13 protein-coding genes are annotated in these 16419 nt (G+C 49.3%); 8 read left to right on the top strand and 5 right to left on the bottom strand.

Translation table 11 applies throughout. The features are described 5' to 3' along the window. The first annotated feature begins 182 nt into the window (after positions 1-182). Positions 183-1916, top strand: a complete 1734-nt coding sequence (locus ACJ2PR_RS31110; protein ID WP_446857301.1) for a putative bifunctional diguanylate cyclase/phosphodiesterase — start codon at positions 183-185, stop codon at positions 1914-1916. A 542-nt stretch (positions 1917-2458) separates the two neighbouring features. Beyond that, on the top strand, positions 2459-3943 hold the full coding sequence (locus ACJ2PR_RS31105; protein ID WP_446879888.1) for an esterase-like activity of phytase family protein: 1485 nt from the start codon (positions 2459-2461) through the stop codon (positions 3941-3943). Positions 3944-4174: 231 nt separating this feature from the next. Here ACJ2PR_RS31105 and ACJ2PR_RS31100 read toward each other — a convergent pair whose 3' ends face one another. Further along, entirely contained in the window at positions 4175-5257 is a 1083-nt protein-coding gene (locus tag ACJ2PR_RS31100; RefSeq protein WP_446879887.1) for a hypothetical protein, read from the bottom strand. 593 nt (positions 5258-5850) lie between these two features. Between ACJ2PR_RS31100 and pstS the strand changes: the two genes are divergently transcribed. The 5 genes from pstS to pstB all read left to right on the top strand — a co-directional run bounded on the left by pstS (position 5851) and on the right by pstB (position 11709). Next, a complete protein-coding gene (gene pstS, locus ACJ2PR_RS31095) occupies positions 5851-6897 on the top strand; it encodes a phosphate ABC transporter substrate-binding protein PstS (RefSeq protein ID WP_446879886.1) in 1047 nt (348 codons plus the stop codon). A 141-nt stretch (positions 6898-7038) separates the two neighbouring features. Next, positions 7039-8898, top strand: a complete 1860-nt coding sequence (locus ACJ2PR_RS31090) for an iron uptake porin (RefSeq protein WP_446879885.1) — start codon at positions 7039-7041, stop codon at positions 8896-8898. Positions 8899-8986: 88 nt separating this feature from the next. Further along, positions 8987-9958 (top strand): phosphate ABC transporter permease subunit PstC, encoded by a 972-nt coding sequence (gene pstC / locus ACJ2PR_RS31085; RefSeq protein ID WP_446879884.1) that lies wholly within the window; start codon positions 8987-8989, stop codon positions 9956-9958. Between the two features lie 68 nt (positions 9959-10026). Continuing rightward, positions 10027-10893, top strand: coding sequence for a phosphate ABC transporter permease PstA (gene pstA, locus ACJ2PR_RS31080; RefSeq protein WP_446879883.1), 867 nt, complete (start codon positions 10027-10029; stop codon positions 10891-10893). Between the two features lie 3 nt (positions 10894-10896). After that, positions 10897-11709: a phosphate ABC transporter ATP-binding protein PstB gene (gene pstB, locus ACJ2PR_RS31075; RefSeq protein ID WP_446879882.1), complete on the top strand. Its 813-nt coding sequence runs from the start codon at positions 10897-10899 to the stop codon at positions 11707-11709. 193 nt (positions 11710-11902) lie between these two features. Here pstB and ACJ2PR_RS31070 read toward each other — a convergent pair whose 3' ends face one another. The 4 genes from ACJ2PR_RS31070 to ACJ2PR_RS31055 all read right to left on the bottom strand — a co-directional run bounded on the left by ACJ2PR_RS31070 (position 11903) and on the right by ACJ2PR_RS31055 (position 13815). Then, entirely contained in the window at positions 11903-12310 is a 408-nt protein-coding gene (locus tag ACJ2PR_RS31070) for an ExbD/TolR family protein (protein ID WP_446857293.1), read from the bottom strand. 500 nt (positions 12311-12810) lie between these two features. Further along, positions 12811-13224, bottom strand: coding sequence for an alternative ribosome rescue aminoacyl-tRNA hydrolase ArfB (arfB, locus tag ACJ2PR_RS31065; RefSeq protein WP_446879881.1), 414 nt, complete (start codon positions 13222-13224; stop codon positions 12811-12813). A gap of 21 nt (positions 13225-13245) precedes the next feature. Next, entirely contained in the window at positions 13246-13428 is a 183-nt protein-coding gene (rpsU, locus tag ACJ2PR_RS31060; RefSeq protein ID WP_446857291.1) for a 30S ribosomal protein S21, read from the bottom strand. Positions 13429-13524: 96 nt separating this feature from the next. Continuing rightward, positions 13525-13815 carry an RNA recognition motif domain-containing protein gene (locus ACJ2PR_RS31055; protein ID WP_446857290.1) on the bottom strand — a complete coding sequence of 97 codons (291 nt, stop codon included), beginning with the start codon at positions 13813-13815 and terminating at the stop codon, positions 13525-13527. Positions 13816-14076: 261 nt separating this feature from the next. Between ACJ2PR_RS31055 and topA the strand changes: the two genes are divergently transcribed. Then, a complete protein-coding gene (topA, locus tag ACJ2PR_RS31050) occupies positions 14077-16275 on the top strand; it encodes a type I DNA topoisomerase (RefSeq protein WP_446879880.1) in 2199 nt (732 codons plus the stop codon). Positions 16276-16419: the final 144 nt, after the last annotated feature.

Genomic DNA, 16419 nt, shown 5'->3' with positions numbered 1-16419 from the left:
GCGCTTCTGCAACGTTCAAATTGATGATCTGCCCCTCAACAACCAGGATTGCGGTCAAAATTAGTGCGTGTAAACTGTTTTTTAAGTTGAGTTGTACACCCGCTCTTTTTGCCCAAGTCTTATCGCTAAATCATTTTTTCGACGTTCTGTGACCGCTCTCTTAAATTTCCTTGAATAAACAAATGGCGACTATTCTAGTAATCGAAGACGAGGACATCATCCTTGATAATCTACTAGAGATTTTAGAGTTAGAAGGCTTTCAGTCGATCGGGGCAGAACACGGAGCCGCTGGGATTGCCAAAGCCAAAGCCTATCGACCCGATATCATTCTCTGCGATATTAGAATGCCCGAACTCGACGGTTATGGTGTCCTTGAAGGTCTACGCCAAGACCCTGACACGGCGACGATTCCGGTGATTTTTCTCAGCGCTAAGGGCGATCGTTCTGACGTTCGTCGCGGCATGAATTTAGGAGCCGATGACTATTTGACGAAGCCTTGTGCCATCGCTGACTTGCTAGAAGCTATTCAGTCACGCCTTAAAAAAAAAGCAGTCCTCTTACAGACTTATAGCCAGTCGTCGCACTCATTTTTGCAGTCGATCGCGCATACTGACTCGTTGACCAATTTGCCTAGTCGCTTTCTGCTTCACCAGCATCTTCAACGGGCGATGGAGCAGTCAAATCAAGAGCAGTCGATCGCGGTGCTCTGTGTCAATGTCAATCGGTTTAGAACCATCAATGCTACCTATGGTCATGGAATTGGCGACGAGTTGCTGCAAACGATCGGTCAGCGGCTCCAAAAAACTGTCCAATCAGCCAGTCTCATTGCTCGCATGGGTGCCGATGAGTTTGGGGTAGTTTTGACAAGCGTCCTTGATCAGCAAGCGGTTGCGGATGTTGCACAACTGATTTTGACGGCAGTGACAAGCCTCTATTCTCTCAAGGGACACGAGATCAGGGTGCAGGTCAGCATTGGGGTTGCCTTACATTCTCGACATGCCAAAAGTTCGGAAGAGTTGGTCTTGAGGGCAGAAACGGCGAGGCGCTGGTGTCAAAAGCAGGGACAGAGCAGCTATATGTTTTATAACCTGACGATGGATGCGGTGGAGGCCGAGCGGCGATTAATTGAGTCTGACCTGGGTAAAGCGCTTGAGCAGTCAGAGTTTCAGCTTTATTATCAGCCACAGGTCAACCTGATGACGGGTCAGATTGTGGGCGTGGAGTCGCTGATTCGCTGGTGTCACCCTCAGCGGGGAATGATTCCGCCGAATGCGTTTATTCCGGTTGCCGAAGAGATGGGGTTGATTATTCCGATCGGCGAGTGGGTGTTAAGAACGGCCTGTCTACAAGCGCAACAGTGGCAGCAGATGAGTCTTCAACCGCTTCAGGTCTCGGTTAATTTGTCGATGCGTCAGTTTCAGCAGGCGGATCTGGCGCAACGGGTGGCGCAAATTTTGCAAGAAACGGGGCTTGCTCCTGAGTTATTGGTCTTGGAACTGACCGAAACTTGTCTGATGAAGGATGTAAATTCGACGATCAAAACGCTGCGATCGCTCAAGAAGATTGGTGTAGAAATCTCGATCGACGACTTTGGGACGGGCTATTCATCGCTCAATTATCTCAACCATTTGCCGATCGATACGCTCAAGATGGATCAGACGTTTGTGCGGGAGGCAACGGTCAACCGAGGGGCGGCGGCAATCTCGACCGCAATTATGGCGATGGCTCAAAGCCTGAAGCTAGAAGTGATTGCAGAAGGGGTCGAAACGCATAAGCAACTGCTCTTTTTGAGGGAGATTGGCTGTCAAGCGATGCAGGGGTTTCTCTACAGTCCGCCGCTCCCTGCGGATGAGTTGCAGCCGTTATTGAGAACCGATCGACGCTTACAGATGATCAGCGCTTGCTCTAAAGGTTGATGACGGCGGGTGGATCACTGCTCGACACTTGCTGGAATAGAAATGGGTATTGCAGATAACAGGGATGATCTGTGAGAAGCGTTCATCTTTTCGCCCCCTAAATCCCCTAATCTGAGGGACTTTGAAGGTTTGATTTCCCTCTGCACTGGGGACAATTCATTCTGTAATTCAGCAACACGCGATGTGCAACTAACTTGCCCTCATCCCAACCCTTCTCCCCAGGGAGAAGGACTTTCAAAGCTTGTCCGATTCCCTCTCCTTGGGGAGAGGGCTAGGGTGAGGGCAGGTTATCTTCAAGCGTTTAGGAAAAGTTGCACATCGCGTAGCAACGTCTGGAAATGACATTAAAAACTTTGAGGTGAGGTGAGATCGTCACGGATTAGAAAACAAATTTTTGACTCATCAACCGATCCGGCAAGCTTCACCCGTTCCTCAACCTACGCTTAAATACGGAACTTTTGTATAAAGTAGCCAAGAAGAAGCTCAGCACTTAAAGCTAGCTTAAAGTCGTCTTAATAAATTCATAGAATGCTGAAATTGTAGTGATTTATACGCTCAAAATGTTGCGATCGAACGCTCGGTTTCTACTGACTCATGGCTTGCTGCTTCTGACGATGGCAGCATTGCCGACTGCCGCTAAAGCAGGGGTATTAGTCAATAGCTTGACCATTCCTGGAGAATCCACTGACAAAAATCCTGGAAATGGTGCAAATGTCAATCGTCTCGGTTTTTTCTCAGACCTTTACTACGATCGCCACGAAGATGTCTACTATAGTTTGGCGGATCGGGGGCCGGGTGGCGGAACGATCGCCTACAACACGCGGGTACAAAAGCTGTCTCTAAATGTAAATGCTCAAACGGGTGAGGTTGGAGGCTTTAAGCTGCTCGACACCATTCTGTTTACCAAAGAGGGGCAAAACTTTAATGGGTTGAACCCTAAAGTCTTGAATGGTGACTCAGCCAAATTGGGTCTGAGCTTTGACCCAGAAGGCTTTGTGGTGGCTCCAAACGGCAACTTTTATGTGTCTGATGAGTATGGGCCATCGATTAACGAATTTACGCCCAAGGGAGTGTTTGTGCGATCGCTGACCACGCCTGACAATCTGATTCCTAGAGAAGGAAAAACGCCCAACTTTTTTGACGGTCGCCCAACGATCACCACAGGTCGCCAAGACAATCGGGGCTTTGAAGGAGCGACGCTCAGTCCTGATGGCTCAAAGCTGTATGCGATGCTGCAAGATCCTTTGGTGAATGAAGGCGATCCGGATGGTCGCCGGGGACGCAACATTCGCATTGTGGAATTTGACACCCAAACTGGAAAAAGCACGGCTCAATATCTCTATCAGCTAGAAGACCGCGCCGACATCAACGATCGCATTCCGGGCACAGCAGACGACTTTGGTGCAAATGCTCAGGGACGAAATATTGGCATCAGTGCGATCACGGCGATCAATGATCAGGAGTTTTTGGTCTTAGAACGAGACAATCGTGGCATTGGCGTAGAAGATCCGAAAGGCACAACTCCGGTGGGCAGCAAGCGCGTGTTTAAAATCAGTCTGGCAGGCGCGACCAACGTGCAAGCTGTCAGCCTCGCAGGAACCAATGCACTTCCCAAGGGTGTGACTCCAGTTACCAAATCTCTGTTTTTGGATATCGCCGGATTGCTCAAAACCGCAAACATGAGAATTCCTGAAAAGATGGAAGGACTGGCGATCGGCCCCAAACTCAAAGATGGTTCCTATGCAGTTTTGGTGGGCACCGACAACGACTTTAGCGTCACCCAAAATAGTAGCGGTGTTCAATCTGATGTTTGCACTGGGGGCACTCAAGTTGCGCTGGATGCGGGCTGTCCGACTGGAGAAACGCTAATTCCAACCTTTCTGTACTCCTTTAAGGTGAGCGGTGACGACCTCAAAGGATTTGTCCCCCCGTCAAAAGTCCCCGAACCGACGACAGCGGGAAGCCTGGTGCTGCTCGGCTTAAGTGGATGGCTGCTTAAAAAGAGAGGCGGGCGATCGGGGGTTTAATACTTCGTCAAGCCAGGGATGAGGGGTTGCCTTTGGCACGCTTCGCGAGAGGGATGAGAGATGAACAAATCCTGATGCTTTTTTCGTCCCTTGACTTTGAGACGACGGGCTTTAAACAACCTGTGCCGAGTCACGAACCCAATTTCAATGAGATCCCCAATCTCTTTTCAGAAAGCGGGGATCTTTGTTTTTACCCTGATTCAATATTTGGATTCAAAATTGGGCAGACGGCTAACCTCTGGGATCTTTGAGCCAAGTGACGAGAATCGTTCCAACTTCTCCCTTCATGGGCACCAGGCTGATAAAAATAGTCGTGCTGCCTTTCTTGAGTTGGTAAAGCTCGCCACCCCCAAAGGCTCCCAGTTTAGTCACCCCTTCTGTGAAGATAGTATTCAATTCTGCTGCCAGAAAGGTGTTGTAAAAGGCATCTGGAGCTTGACCTGCTGAAAACTTTAGGCGATCGATGCCTTTTCTAGGCACTGCTGGTATTCCATTCTGAGCCTCTTCTTCGGTTGGAATCTGACCGAAAAAGAACTGCGGCTGCTCAAACTGGTCTACGGTGGGAATGTCTCCCTCCACGTTGTCTCGCCCCGGCGGAAAGACTGAACCAATCATCTCGACAAACTCTTCGGGAGGCACCACAGCCCCTTTGAGGGTAGAGAGATCCTGAATGCGCTCAGGAGCCAGCACGACGACCGTAGTACTACCATCTGGAAGCAAGCTGAGAAAGAGCGTCTGTTCGCCTTTGGAAACCTGAAAATACTTTGCGCCGCCTTCGTCTCCGGCTGGCTGAACGTTAAAGCCTTTTTTCTTGGGTTCAGATTGATAAAAGTTGGCGACAGCATCCAATGTGCCAGTGGCGATTCGGCAATTTTCGCCCAGTCCTTTGGCAAAGCAGTCGGGTGTAGACGGCTGAAAATGAGGAAAATCGGCGAAGGGATTGGTGACGTTTTCGTTTCTGCTGGCATTTGTCCCTTGCGCGGCAGGAGGAGTCGGCGTTTCTGTCGCTGGTGTAAGTTGTGGCAGCGTTTTTAAGACGGTGGGGCTAGTTGAGGGACGGTTAATTTTGGGCGTGGAGGGCCGGGTCGCTTTGGGAACCGTGACTCTGGGGGTGAGTTTGGTCTGAGCGCCTGCTTTGGTTGTGGGCAGTTGGGTGATTTTGACGGGAGCCTCTTTGTCTTCGGGCGGCTTTTTCTGCTCTTCAGGAAACGGGACAAACAAAAACAGGGCGTGCAGCCCCAAAGCGGCAAACAGCATCGGGCGAAATAGCGTCTGCAATGGAGGCAGAGAGGGTAGAGGAAGAGATTTGATCATGAGCCGTTTTGCGGGGGTCTGCTTGGGAGGGATGAGGGAGGAAAGGTTGAGAAGTGGGCAACAGAACAATGTGAGCCTTGAAGACTCAGAATTGTTTGTTTACGGTAGTCAAAAACTTGTGGTCGATCGCTTCCCTACTAACGATAGAGGATCTGTTGGCGATCCGGTTAGTCGTGAGTCATATTAGCATTGAATTTTTTCTATCTTCAGTAGATCAACTAGATTCCTCAGTCGATTTACTGATTTATTCTAAGTCGTTGAATTAGCAGTTACTTAGGGTAGCAACTCTCGATAACTACAACAAAACTTACAGCAATGTTGGTCTGATCAGTCAGCGTGATAAAACCTTTGTCAGTTTGCATTGATCAATATACAACCTTGGACAGAGTTGTAGTGACCTCAAATTCATCAAGATTCTATGCTGTAATGCGTTTCAGATTGTATTTAATCTTCCGTTCGCTAAAATTTAACTAAAGATTAAATAGAAATTAACCATTCATTATTCTTTCGTTTGTTTTGGCTTAACTACTTAAGTTGTAGGGTTGTCAGTGTGACTTCAGTATTAATTCGGTCTTTGTTGAGGACGAGGCACAATGTCATTTTCTACAACTGCTCTGCGTCGTGCTGTTACTGCCTCAGTGGTGACTGCTGCGATCGCATTTAGTCCCGTTTTGACCGCAATTGCTCAAGCGGTGACGCTCAATGGAGCGGGGGCAACTTTTCCGGCTTTACTCTATGACCGTTATCGCGCCGAGTTTCAGAAAAAAACAGGCATTTCAGTAAACTATCAAGCGGTCGGTAGTGGGGCTGGAATTCGTCAAACGATCGCGGGTGTGGTTGACTTTGGCGGCAGTGATGCAGCCATGACGGATGCAGATATTGCAAAAGTCCCACAAAAACGGGGCGGGATTATTCTCGTTCCCACGGCTGGAGGGTCTGTTGTTCCGATTTACAATCTTCCTGGCGTTCCGAATTTAAAGCTTGGCCGTCAAGTTTTGCCCGATATCTTTGCCGGGCGCATCACTCGCTGGAACGATCCCAAAATTGTGGCTGATAACCCTGGTGTCAATCTGCCCAACTCTGATATCAAAACAGTCGTTCGTGCAGACGGTAGTGGTACAACGTTTGTATTTGTGAATCACCTGAGTGCGGTTAGCCCTTACTTTAAAGGAAGAGTGGGTGTTGGCACGGCTCCTAAGTGGACATCTAACCCCTTGAAAGGGCGCGGAAATGCTGGGGTTTCGGCTCAAGTCAAGCAGACAGCTAACTCGATTGGCTATGTCGAGCAGTCTTATGCTGAGGAAAACAAACTGACCGTTGCTCAGGTACAGAGTAAGAAAGGAGAATGGCTCTCTCCTTCACTCGATGCAACCAATGCTGCGATCGGGTCTTTGACTCTACCCGACAACTTCCGCGTGTTCAACGGCGACCCGGATGCAGGCTACCCGATCACCGGCCTAACCTGGATGATGGTTTACAAGCAATATGACAGCCCAGAAAAATCTGCCGCAATCAGGAAGTGGATTGAGTGGGTGCTAACCGATGGTCAAAACATCAACAACACCCTCGGCTTTGCTCGCCTCAAACCTGCTGATGCCCAAAGGGTACTGCAAACTGTAAAGGATCAGGTAAAACCTTAGAAGCTCAAAGCATTTTGCTATCAATCGTGGGACGACTGGATGATAGCTTTTTGATTTTGATATCTGAAGTTCATCATTCAGCGTTTCAATACCAGACGATATTCAGGTTCATTTAATTTGTGATGTGAGGAATTTAGTACAATGTCTAGACTTTTCTGGAGTTTGCTGGGGATCGCTCCAGTTTCTCTGTGTTTTAGCGCGATCGCCGCAGTTGCGGCCGTCCCGGAAGCTCCTGTTCAACCAGAAGTTTCAACGACCCAATTGGCACAGGCAACCCCTTCAGTCAGTCAAGTGCTGAATCAGGTTGATGCGAATGCGCCCCTGGCTCAAGTCACGTCTGTCTCACAGCTTTCGGATGTGCGTCCCACCGACTGGGCGTTTCAAGCGTTGCAGTCTCTCGTCGAGCGCTATGGCTGTATTGCAGGCTATCCTGACAAGACCTATCGCGGCAATCGGGCCCTGACTCGCTACGAATTTGCGGCTGGGGTGAATGCGTGTCTCGATCGCGTCAACGAACTAATCGCGGCATCGACGGCTGATTTGGTCAAAAAAGAAGATCTCGCCACCCTGCAAAAACTGCAAGAAGAATTTGCGGCTGAGTTGGCGACGATTCGCGGGATGGTCGATTCGCTCGAAGCCCGCACCACGACGCTCGAAAAGCAGCAATTCTCAACCACCACCAAACTCGCTGGAGAAGTTATTTTCTCCGTAAGTCAGGCTTTTGGCGATGAACGAGCCATCAACTCAGATGTGCAGCGCGTCATTGATTTTCCAGGCACCTCGGCAGCCGCTCGAAACACAGCGATCACGAATGCGATCGGGGCGGGTGCTGCTAGAAATGTCCAAGACAATGCCATCCTTGCAACTCGCGTTCGTCTCGCACTGGACTCTAGCTTTACGGGACGCGATCGCCTGAGAACTCGTCTGCAAGCCAGAAACATCACTTCTTTTAGTGGGGCGGTGACCAACACCAACATGACCCGCCTGGGCTATGACGGCTCTAACGAAAACACCGTTGAATTAAACCGTTTGGAATATCGCTTTCCCCTCGGCGACTTAACGACTGTTTTCGTCGGAACAGGCACCAACGATGGTTTGGAGTTCAACGATTCAGTTCCAACATTAAGTCCTGTAGAATCGAGCGGTTCTGGAGCGATTTCTCGATTTGGGCGCTACAACCCGATTTTTAGAGCCTCTACCGGAACGGGGGTCATCATCAACCAGAAGTTTGGCCCAGAATTTACGGTAGGAAACAAACTCACCTTATCGCTGGGCTATCTGGCTCCCACAGGGGACGCACAAGATCCGACGGTTGATCGTGGCTTGTTTAACGGCAGTCATGCAGCCCTGGCACAGCTTGTGTTTCAACCAACTCCCAACATCGGGCTGGGGGTCACTTACGTCAACGCCTATTACAGCACCGGAGCGGGCATTTCGGGCAGTACAGGCAGCGGATTTGCAAACAACCCGTTTAATAGCTCACAACAAACGGACGCTTCGACCACGGCGACCGCAGCCCAGAGATTAACCAACGTTCCGACGACGACCAATGCGGTTGGACTACAAGGCAGCATTCGCTTAAGCTCTAAATTCATTGTTTCGGGCTGGGCAGGTGTTACGGATGCCAAAGCAGAACGGCGCGTCATCGGGGGCGGATCAGCGATCGATCCCTTCGTCCGTCGGGGAGACAAAGCCACCATCTGGAACTGGGCCGTCACCCTGGCGTTTCCTGATTTGCTCAAGGAAGGCAACCTGGGCGGCATTGTCTTTGGGATGCCTCCAAAAGTGACCGACAACGATTACGGATTAAACAATCGCACCGCGACCAGCGTCCGTCGAGAAGACAGCGACACGTCATATCACATAGAAGCGTTTTATCGCTATCGGTTGAATGATAACATCGCGATTACGCCTGGTGTTTTGGTGATTCTCAACCCAGAACACAACAGCGCCAATGACACGATCTACGTGGGTACGTTGAGAACGACGTTTACCTTCTAATCCACGGGCGGGAGAAGGTGAAATCAGGACTGTTTTAAGCGCCTGCAATCCACTTTCTCCCCTGTCCTTTATTGAGGTTGAATGACTCATGACTGTTGACCCCGTTGAATTGAGCGATCGCGCCACTCCCAGCCTGCTTACCAGCGAACAAGACACGTCCTGGTTAGATCAAGGATTTGCGCGTATCGTTCAAGGAATCGCCCTGGCGACGGTGGCGATTTTGTTTTGGATGGGGTGGGTGATTTTTGTTGAAGCAAAACCTGCCATTCAAGCGTTTGGATTAGGATTTTTGACGCGCCAGGAATGGGATGTGAACGAGCTTCAATTTGGGGCTATCACCTATATTTATGGAACGCTGATCAGTTCGGCGCTCGCCCTTCTCATTGCCATCCCCGTCGGGCTTGCAGTGGCTCTGATCACGAGTGAAAACTTTTTGCCGCCGTGGGTACGATCGCCCCTCAGTTTCTTGATTGAGCTAATCGCGTCGATTCCCAGTGTGATTGTGGGCTTTTGGGGTATTTTGGTTTTGATTCCATTCCTCAAGCCATTTCAATTATGGTTATATCAACAGTTCAGTTGGGTGCCTTTGTTTAGCACTGAAACCTTTGGGCCGAGTGTATTTGTGGCGGGTGTGATTTTATCGGTGATGATTTTGCCCACGATCGCTGCGATTAGTCGAGAAGTTCTGCTATCCATTCCTCGCGATTTGAGAACGGCATCAATGGCACTGGGCGCAACTCGTTGGGAAACCATCTTTTCGGTATTACTTCCGTCGAGTGCTTCAGGAATCATTGGAGCGATCATGTTAGCGTTAGGTCGAGCATTAGGCGAAACGATGGCTGTAACGATGGTAATTGGCAACTCTGATCAGTTGAGTGTGTCACTATTCGACTCAGGCAATACCATTCCTGCCATTCTCGCCAACCAATTCCCTGAAGCATTAGAGCAAATTCACATCGGATCGTTAATGTATCTGGCGCTCATTCTATTCGCTCTAACATTGCTCGTAAATATTGGGGCCGTCTTTTTAGTGCAAGTCTTCAGCTTCAAAAACAACTAGATTGATTACTAAATTTACTACTAAAAATACGCTGATCATTTTATCCCTCCTCCCTCCTCCCTGTTTCAATGGATCAAGAACTGACCAAACCCCTACCCGCTACCCGGACTCTCTTCACCTATGGGATGACCGCGATCGCTTTCCTGCTCACCGGGCTGGCACTGCTTCCCCTGCTGTCGATTTTGTTTGAAATTCTTAGCAAAGGCTTGCCTCATCTCAAGTGGGAGACTTTTACAGCCCTGCCTGCTCCTGTTGGCGTTGAGGGGCCCAATGGCTTTGGAAATGCGATTTTGGGAACGATGCTCATGGTGAGTCTTGCGACTCTGATTAGCGTTCCGATCGGCGTATCGACTGCGGTGTATCTATCTGAATTTGGGAAGCAAAGCTCGATCGCTCGGACGATTCGTTTTGTTGTATCAATTCTGAGTGCTGTGCCGTCGATCGTCGTAGGAGTTTTTGCATACGGTGTAATTGTTGTAACGACGAAATCTTTTTCTGCATTCGCAGGCAGTTTTGCGTTGTCGATCATTATGTTGCCGATTATCGTTTTAGCAACTGAGGAAGCATTGAAGCTCGTTCCAGTTCCCCAACGGCTTGCGTCTGCTGCTCTGGGTGCAAACTCGATGCAAACTACATTCCGAATTGTATTAGCGTCCGCATTACCAGGGATTACGACTGGCATTCTGTTAGCGATCGCTCGTGCCGCAGGTGAGACGGCTCCTTTACTATTAACTGCTCTCTTTAGCCAGGGCTGGATCGAAGGACTCAGCGGGCCGATCGCGTCCCTTCCAGTCTTGATTTACAACTATGCCAACTCCGCCGCCAACGAACAGTATCAGTTAGCCTGGAGCGCCTCTGTCATTTTATTGGGAATGGTTTTGATCACCAACATTTTGTCACGCCTGATTACTCACAAAAGCTCACCTTCTCGTTAAGTTATGCAACCTAGACTCGATCGATCCCTCACTTCCAATAAAGACAGTTCACTCGCGCTTTGTGTGCAAAATTTGAGCTTTTATTACGGCGATCGCAAAGCAGTAGAAGGCGTTTCGATGGACATTTATTCCAGTCAGGTGACTGCGATTATTGGCCCGTCTGGCTGTGGCAAATCGACTTTTATCAAAGCGCTCAATCGAATTGGTGAACTAGAAGGCAACGTGCGGGTTGAGGGACAGGTCAAATTTTTTGGTCAAGACATCTACAGTCGGCGCGTGAACCTCAATCGACTGCGGCAACAAATCGGCATGGTGTTTCAAAAGCCCAATCCCTTTCCGATGAGCATTTACGACAATGTGGCTTACGGGGTGCGGGTGTTTAGCCGTCCGTCGCGATCGACCCTGGATGAAATCGTCGAAACTGCGCTGCGAGGAGCAGCCCTCTGGGATGAGGTCAAAGATAACTTGGGCAAATCGGCTCTGGGCTTATCCGGTGGTCAACAACAGCGACTTTGTATCGCTCGATCGCTCTCCGTCAAACCCAAAATTCTGTTAATGGACGAGCCTTGTTCTGCGCTAGACCCGATCGCCACCATGAAGATCGAAGAACTGATCCACCAACTTAGAGAAGAGTTGACGATCGTCATTGTCACTCACAACATGCAGCAAGCTTCTCGCGTCTCCGACTACACTGCCTTCTTTAGCACCGACGAAAGCCGCATCGGTCAGCTAGTCGAAATGGGAACAACCACCGACATCTTCACCGCCGCCAACAATTCTCGAACTCGCGATTATGTCGAAGGGCGATTTGGTTAATGTGACGTGAATTCAGTGAAGTCTCTCGCTGCGGTTGGCCGTTCGGGAAAGCAAGCTAAATTCTCTAAGAGTGAGGGACTTTGAACTCTAATGTTAAAGTCCCCTAAAATTGGCAGCTTGAGGAGCAGAAGCGCTAAACACCAAAGCGAAAAGCTTGATCGAATTCACGTTTGGGTAGATGAATTTATTTGGATTACTCGATCGCCAGGGAGACTCGATCGCCGCCCACATCTCGCAGTACGCCCAGGGTTTTCACGACTTTTTCGTAAGGAAGGGCTTTGTCTGCCTTGAGCACAATGCTGCCTTTGGGATTCTTTTGAAAGTAAGTCACAACTTGTTGAGCGACTTGAGCCTCATTCACATTAGCAGTGTCGATGAGGACTCGTCCCTGTCGATCCAAACCAATCACTAGAGGATCTTGAGGTCTTTCTTTATTCGTTCCTTTGTCTGTAGTCGGTAGTGATGCGTCTACTGCCTGAAAGTTGGTCAGAGACATGGAGACGAGAATGAAGAAAGTGAGAATCGTCATGATCACATCCATCATCGGAACCAGATTCACTTCTGGCATTTGTGATCCTTGTTTTTGGTGTTTAAATTTCATGTCTGGTAGCGTTGTTCAGAATGGAATCAAGACGGTTTCTAACTGCAAACGGATAGGTCTGAAGTCTTCATGTGAGTAGGGTCTGAGAGATATGTCTCATCGCCCAACAAGGCCAGCAAAGGAGCCAGTCCTACAAGCGTTTCCAGCAGTTAAACCGTTCGCTCCAGGGCACAGGCGATCGTGGCGATCAACAGCACTCCCAACGGCACCATGACCGGCCCACCTTTACTGACCATATCGAACAAATTGGACATAATTTAAGGATGCTCTCTACCGAGTAATCTTAGATACGAAACTTCAATAGGCACACCCCTATTACAATAGCGGAAGTTCTCTCTAAGACTGGTTAAGGGTAGGTAAGGGCGATCGTAAGCCTACGTTAAGCTCTGATTTTTGCTCAACATCAATGGCTAGAACGACGCTTCCAAAGGAACAGTTCTTTCTAAAATTCTGCAAGTACAGATGTCAACTGTCTGAACTGCCGAACCCCATTCTAATCGTCACTCGGTTACGGGTCTTCTTAAAGATTTCACCTGACTGCGCTTGATCTTGCTCTCAAGGCGTTTTTTCTGAGAACTGCGCGTGGGCTTGGTAGGTTTACGTCTGCGAGGAACGATCGTCACCGATTTGATCAAGTCCCTCAGTCTTTTTAAGGCTTCTTCTCGATTTTGCTCCTGGCTGCGATGCTCTTGAGCTTTGATCACGACCACGCCTTCCTGGGTGATGCGCTGATCTTTGAGGTCTAAAAGGGCAGACTTGAGGCGATCGGGCAGCGACGAAGCTCCAATGTCAAATCTTAGATGAATAGCACTCGCTACTTTGTTGACATTTTGCCCTCCTGCCCCCTGAGAGCGGATCGCCGTCATTTCGATCTCACTTTCAGGGATGGTGATGTGTTGGGTAATTTGCAACATGCCCGGAGGGTTGGATTAACTTTAGCGATTGAATCGACGTTGTTTTTGTTTAGCCAGAGCTTTACGCTTGCGTTTTTCGATCGGAGTCTCAAAGTGACGGTGCTTCCGCATGTCGGGGAAAATGCCCGCTTTAGAGACTTCGCGCTTAAAGCGACGCAATACAGAATCAATTCTTTCGTCTTCGCCTGGAATGACTTGGGTCATAGAAATCTCCGAGTGAGTGAACTGTAGGGGTGATCAAAGTGAAGCGGACTGCAAACATCCGCCCCTAGACAAACTAAGACGGCCTAATGTCTAATTCTAATAGCGACGCGGCGATCGATTGCCACCCCCCGCAGGCCCCCGATCTTCGCGAGGCTTGGCTTTGTTCACTTTCAGGTCGCGCCCCATCCATTCTGCTCCGTCGAGGGCAGTAATAGCAGCTTCTTCTTCGGCATCACTGTTCATTTCGACGAACGCAAAGCCCCGCATCCGCCCAGTTTCGCGGTCAGTAGGGAGTTGCACTCGCTTGACCGTTCCATATTCAGCAAAGATCTCAGTCAGGTCTTCTTGTTTGACCTCGTAAGAGAGATTGCCGACGTAAATTGACATGAGAAAGTCTCCAAAAATCAAAAGCGGGTGAACTTCTCTTCGGAGAGACGCGCACCAACGCACGACACAGCCGAGTCGAATTTTCTCACGCTAACATGCATAAGCTGAAAATACGATAGAATTCGCAGATTTCTTTACTAGAAGATTTGGAACCACTCGCTAATTAAACATTTTTTCACTCGTCTTGATTCAAGTGTACTATGAATGAAACTAATTTTCGACCGTTTGCACGCCCATTATTTAGGCCATTTTTAGGCAAGTATGGCTAATCTACTCTTGATTGAAAGTCCTGGCAAATCTAAAAAACTCAGCCAAATCTTGGGCGCAGGTTGGACGGTGAAAGCCAGTTTGGGGCATGTGCGCGAGTTAGCAAATGATGGTGAAGATTCTCTAGGATTTGATTTGATGGGCGATCGCGTCCAGTGTCGCTATGAACCGAGGGGCGATCGCGCTAAAAAGGTTCTGGCAGATTTGCGGCAAGCGGTCAAACAGGCGGATGTGGTTTATATTGCCACTGATCCTGATCGCGAAGGGGAAACGATCGGCTGGCATTTGCAGCAAGAACTGCGGCTCAAAAATCCTCGGCGGGTGGTCTACAGCGAAATTACTCCGGCGGTGGTGAAGAAAGCGATCGCCTCTCCTCGATCGTTGGATCAAGCCTTGATTGATGCGGGACGCGCTCGTGACTGTCTCGACAAACTGGTGGGCTACAAAGGCAGCAAGCATGTCGTCTGGAAGCTCAACAATGGGGCAAAGTCAATGGGACGGGTTCAAAGTGCCACGCTGCATCTGTTGTGTCAGCGAGAGCAAGAAATTTTAGCCTTTAAGCCGCAGGACTATTGGAGTGTATGGGTGGACTATGCCGAAGGGTTCAAAGCTTTTTATCGACGCAGTTTGAATCCGACGAAAAAAGCAGCCCCCTCCCCCGACGATGCCGCAGAGGGCAAAGAAGCACCTGAATCGGATCGCGTCACGTCTCAAGCCGAAGCCGATCGACTGGTGGCGATCGCGCAGTCTTCTCTCCATCAGGTGGTGCAGATTGAGCGCAAAAACACGACCCAATCTCCGCCGCCAGCCTTCATTACGTCTACGTTGCAGCAAGCTGCGGGGGCTAAGTTAAAGCTGAGTCCAGATGCCACGATGAAGATCGCTCAGTCGCTTTATGAAGGCGGACATATTACCTACATGCGAACGGATTCGGTGATGCTGTCTGAGCAGTTTTGTCTCGCAGTACGGCAGTTTCTCGAAAAGCACGATCGCGACAATCTACCCACGCGATCAACGCAGCACCGCTCTAGTCAGACGGCTCAAGAAGCGCATGAGGCAATCCGGCCGACGGCGGTCGATCGCACGCCTGCACAACTCAATCTTTCTGGAGAGGCTGCCAAACTCTATGACCTGATCTGGAATCGGGCGGTTGCGTCTCAATGTGCCCCGGCTCAAATCGCCAAAACTCGTGTGGTTACCCAGTCCGGTGAGGCTTATTGGGAAGCGAGGGGGCAGATTCTCACATTTGCAGGCTACACCTGCTATTGGAATAATCTCAGCAGCGATTTGGAGTTGCCCAACCTTCAACAAAATCAGCCTTTGACGCTCAAGCAAGCTGGCTCCGAGCAGAAACAAACTCAGCCACCGCCGCGCTACACCGAACCCAAGCTCGTCCAACTAATGGAACGCAAAGGCATCGGCCGCCCCAGTACCTATGCGCCAACGGTGAAGACGCTCAAAGATCGAGAATACGTTCAAGTCGTGAAAGCTAAATTGCAGCCGACGGCTTTGGGCATGGAGTTAGATGCATTTTTGGTGAAAGCTTTACCGGATTTAATTCAACCTGAATTTACGGCTCAGATGGAGTCTGTTCTTGATCAAATTGCTGCCGGAAAACAAGACTGGCAACGCTACTTGACTGACTGGCATCGCACCTATTTTGAACCTGCTTTAACTCAAGCGAAATTATTCATTCAAACGAGCTTTCAGAGTTCGCATCCTTCGACATTTGGCGGCTACAGTGCAGAGGGAAGCAGCCCATCTAAAAAGTCACTGTCTGCAAAATCTTCGACGGTCAAATCTTCCAAATCTTCTGCAACGATCGCTAAATCTTCTAGCAAATCTTCGACTAAATCGGCGATCGCTCACTCCAATAAAACACCCAGCAAAACATCTAGTAAGCCTAAATCTTCAGTTAAATCTTCGACAAAGCCAGCGACTTCTAAAGCTAATTCATCTTACAAACCACGATCGCCTGACTCAATCGCTGACTCTCTCACAGATGCGCCCTGTCCGGTTTGTGGAGCCTTGTTAGAGCGATATATCTACACCAAAGACGGTCAAGAAAAGACGATGTTGAGATGTACGATCGCCGAAAATCGTCGCGGCAAATGTAAAGAAGTAGCGTTTTTTGACTCTCGTGGTCGGTTTTGGTCACCAAAGTTTGGAGAGTTAAATGTTGAGTTGATTTAATGTCAATTTGATGAAGTTCTTTCACTTCGTTGCTTAGAGCTTTTGCCCCCCAAGCTACCAATCTGGGGGACTTTTGAAAAGATAATAATTTAACGTGAATTCGATAGAGTTTTTTCGCTTCGGTATTTAACGCTTCTGCCCCCC

It is taken from the genome of Phormidesmis sp. 146-33, from assembly GCF_052939515.1.
The sequence above is the reverse complement of the archived record's forward strand: the minus strand, read 5'-3'. Positions and strand labels throughout refer to the sequence as shown.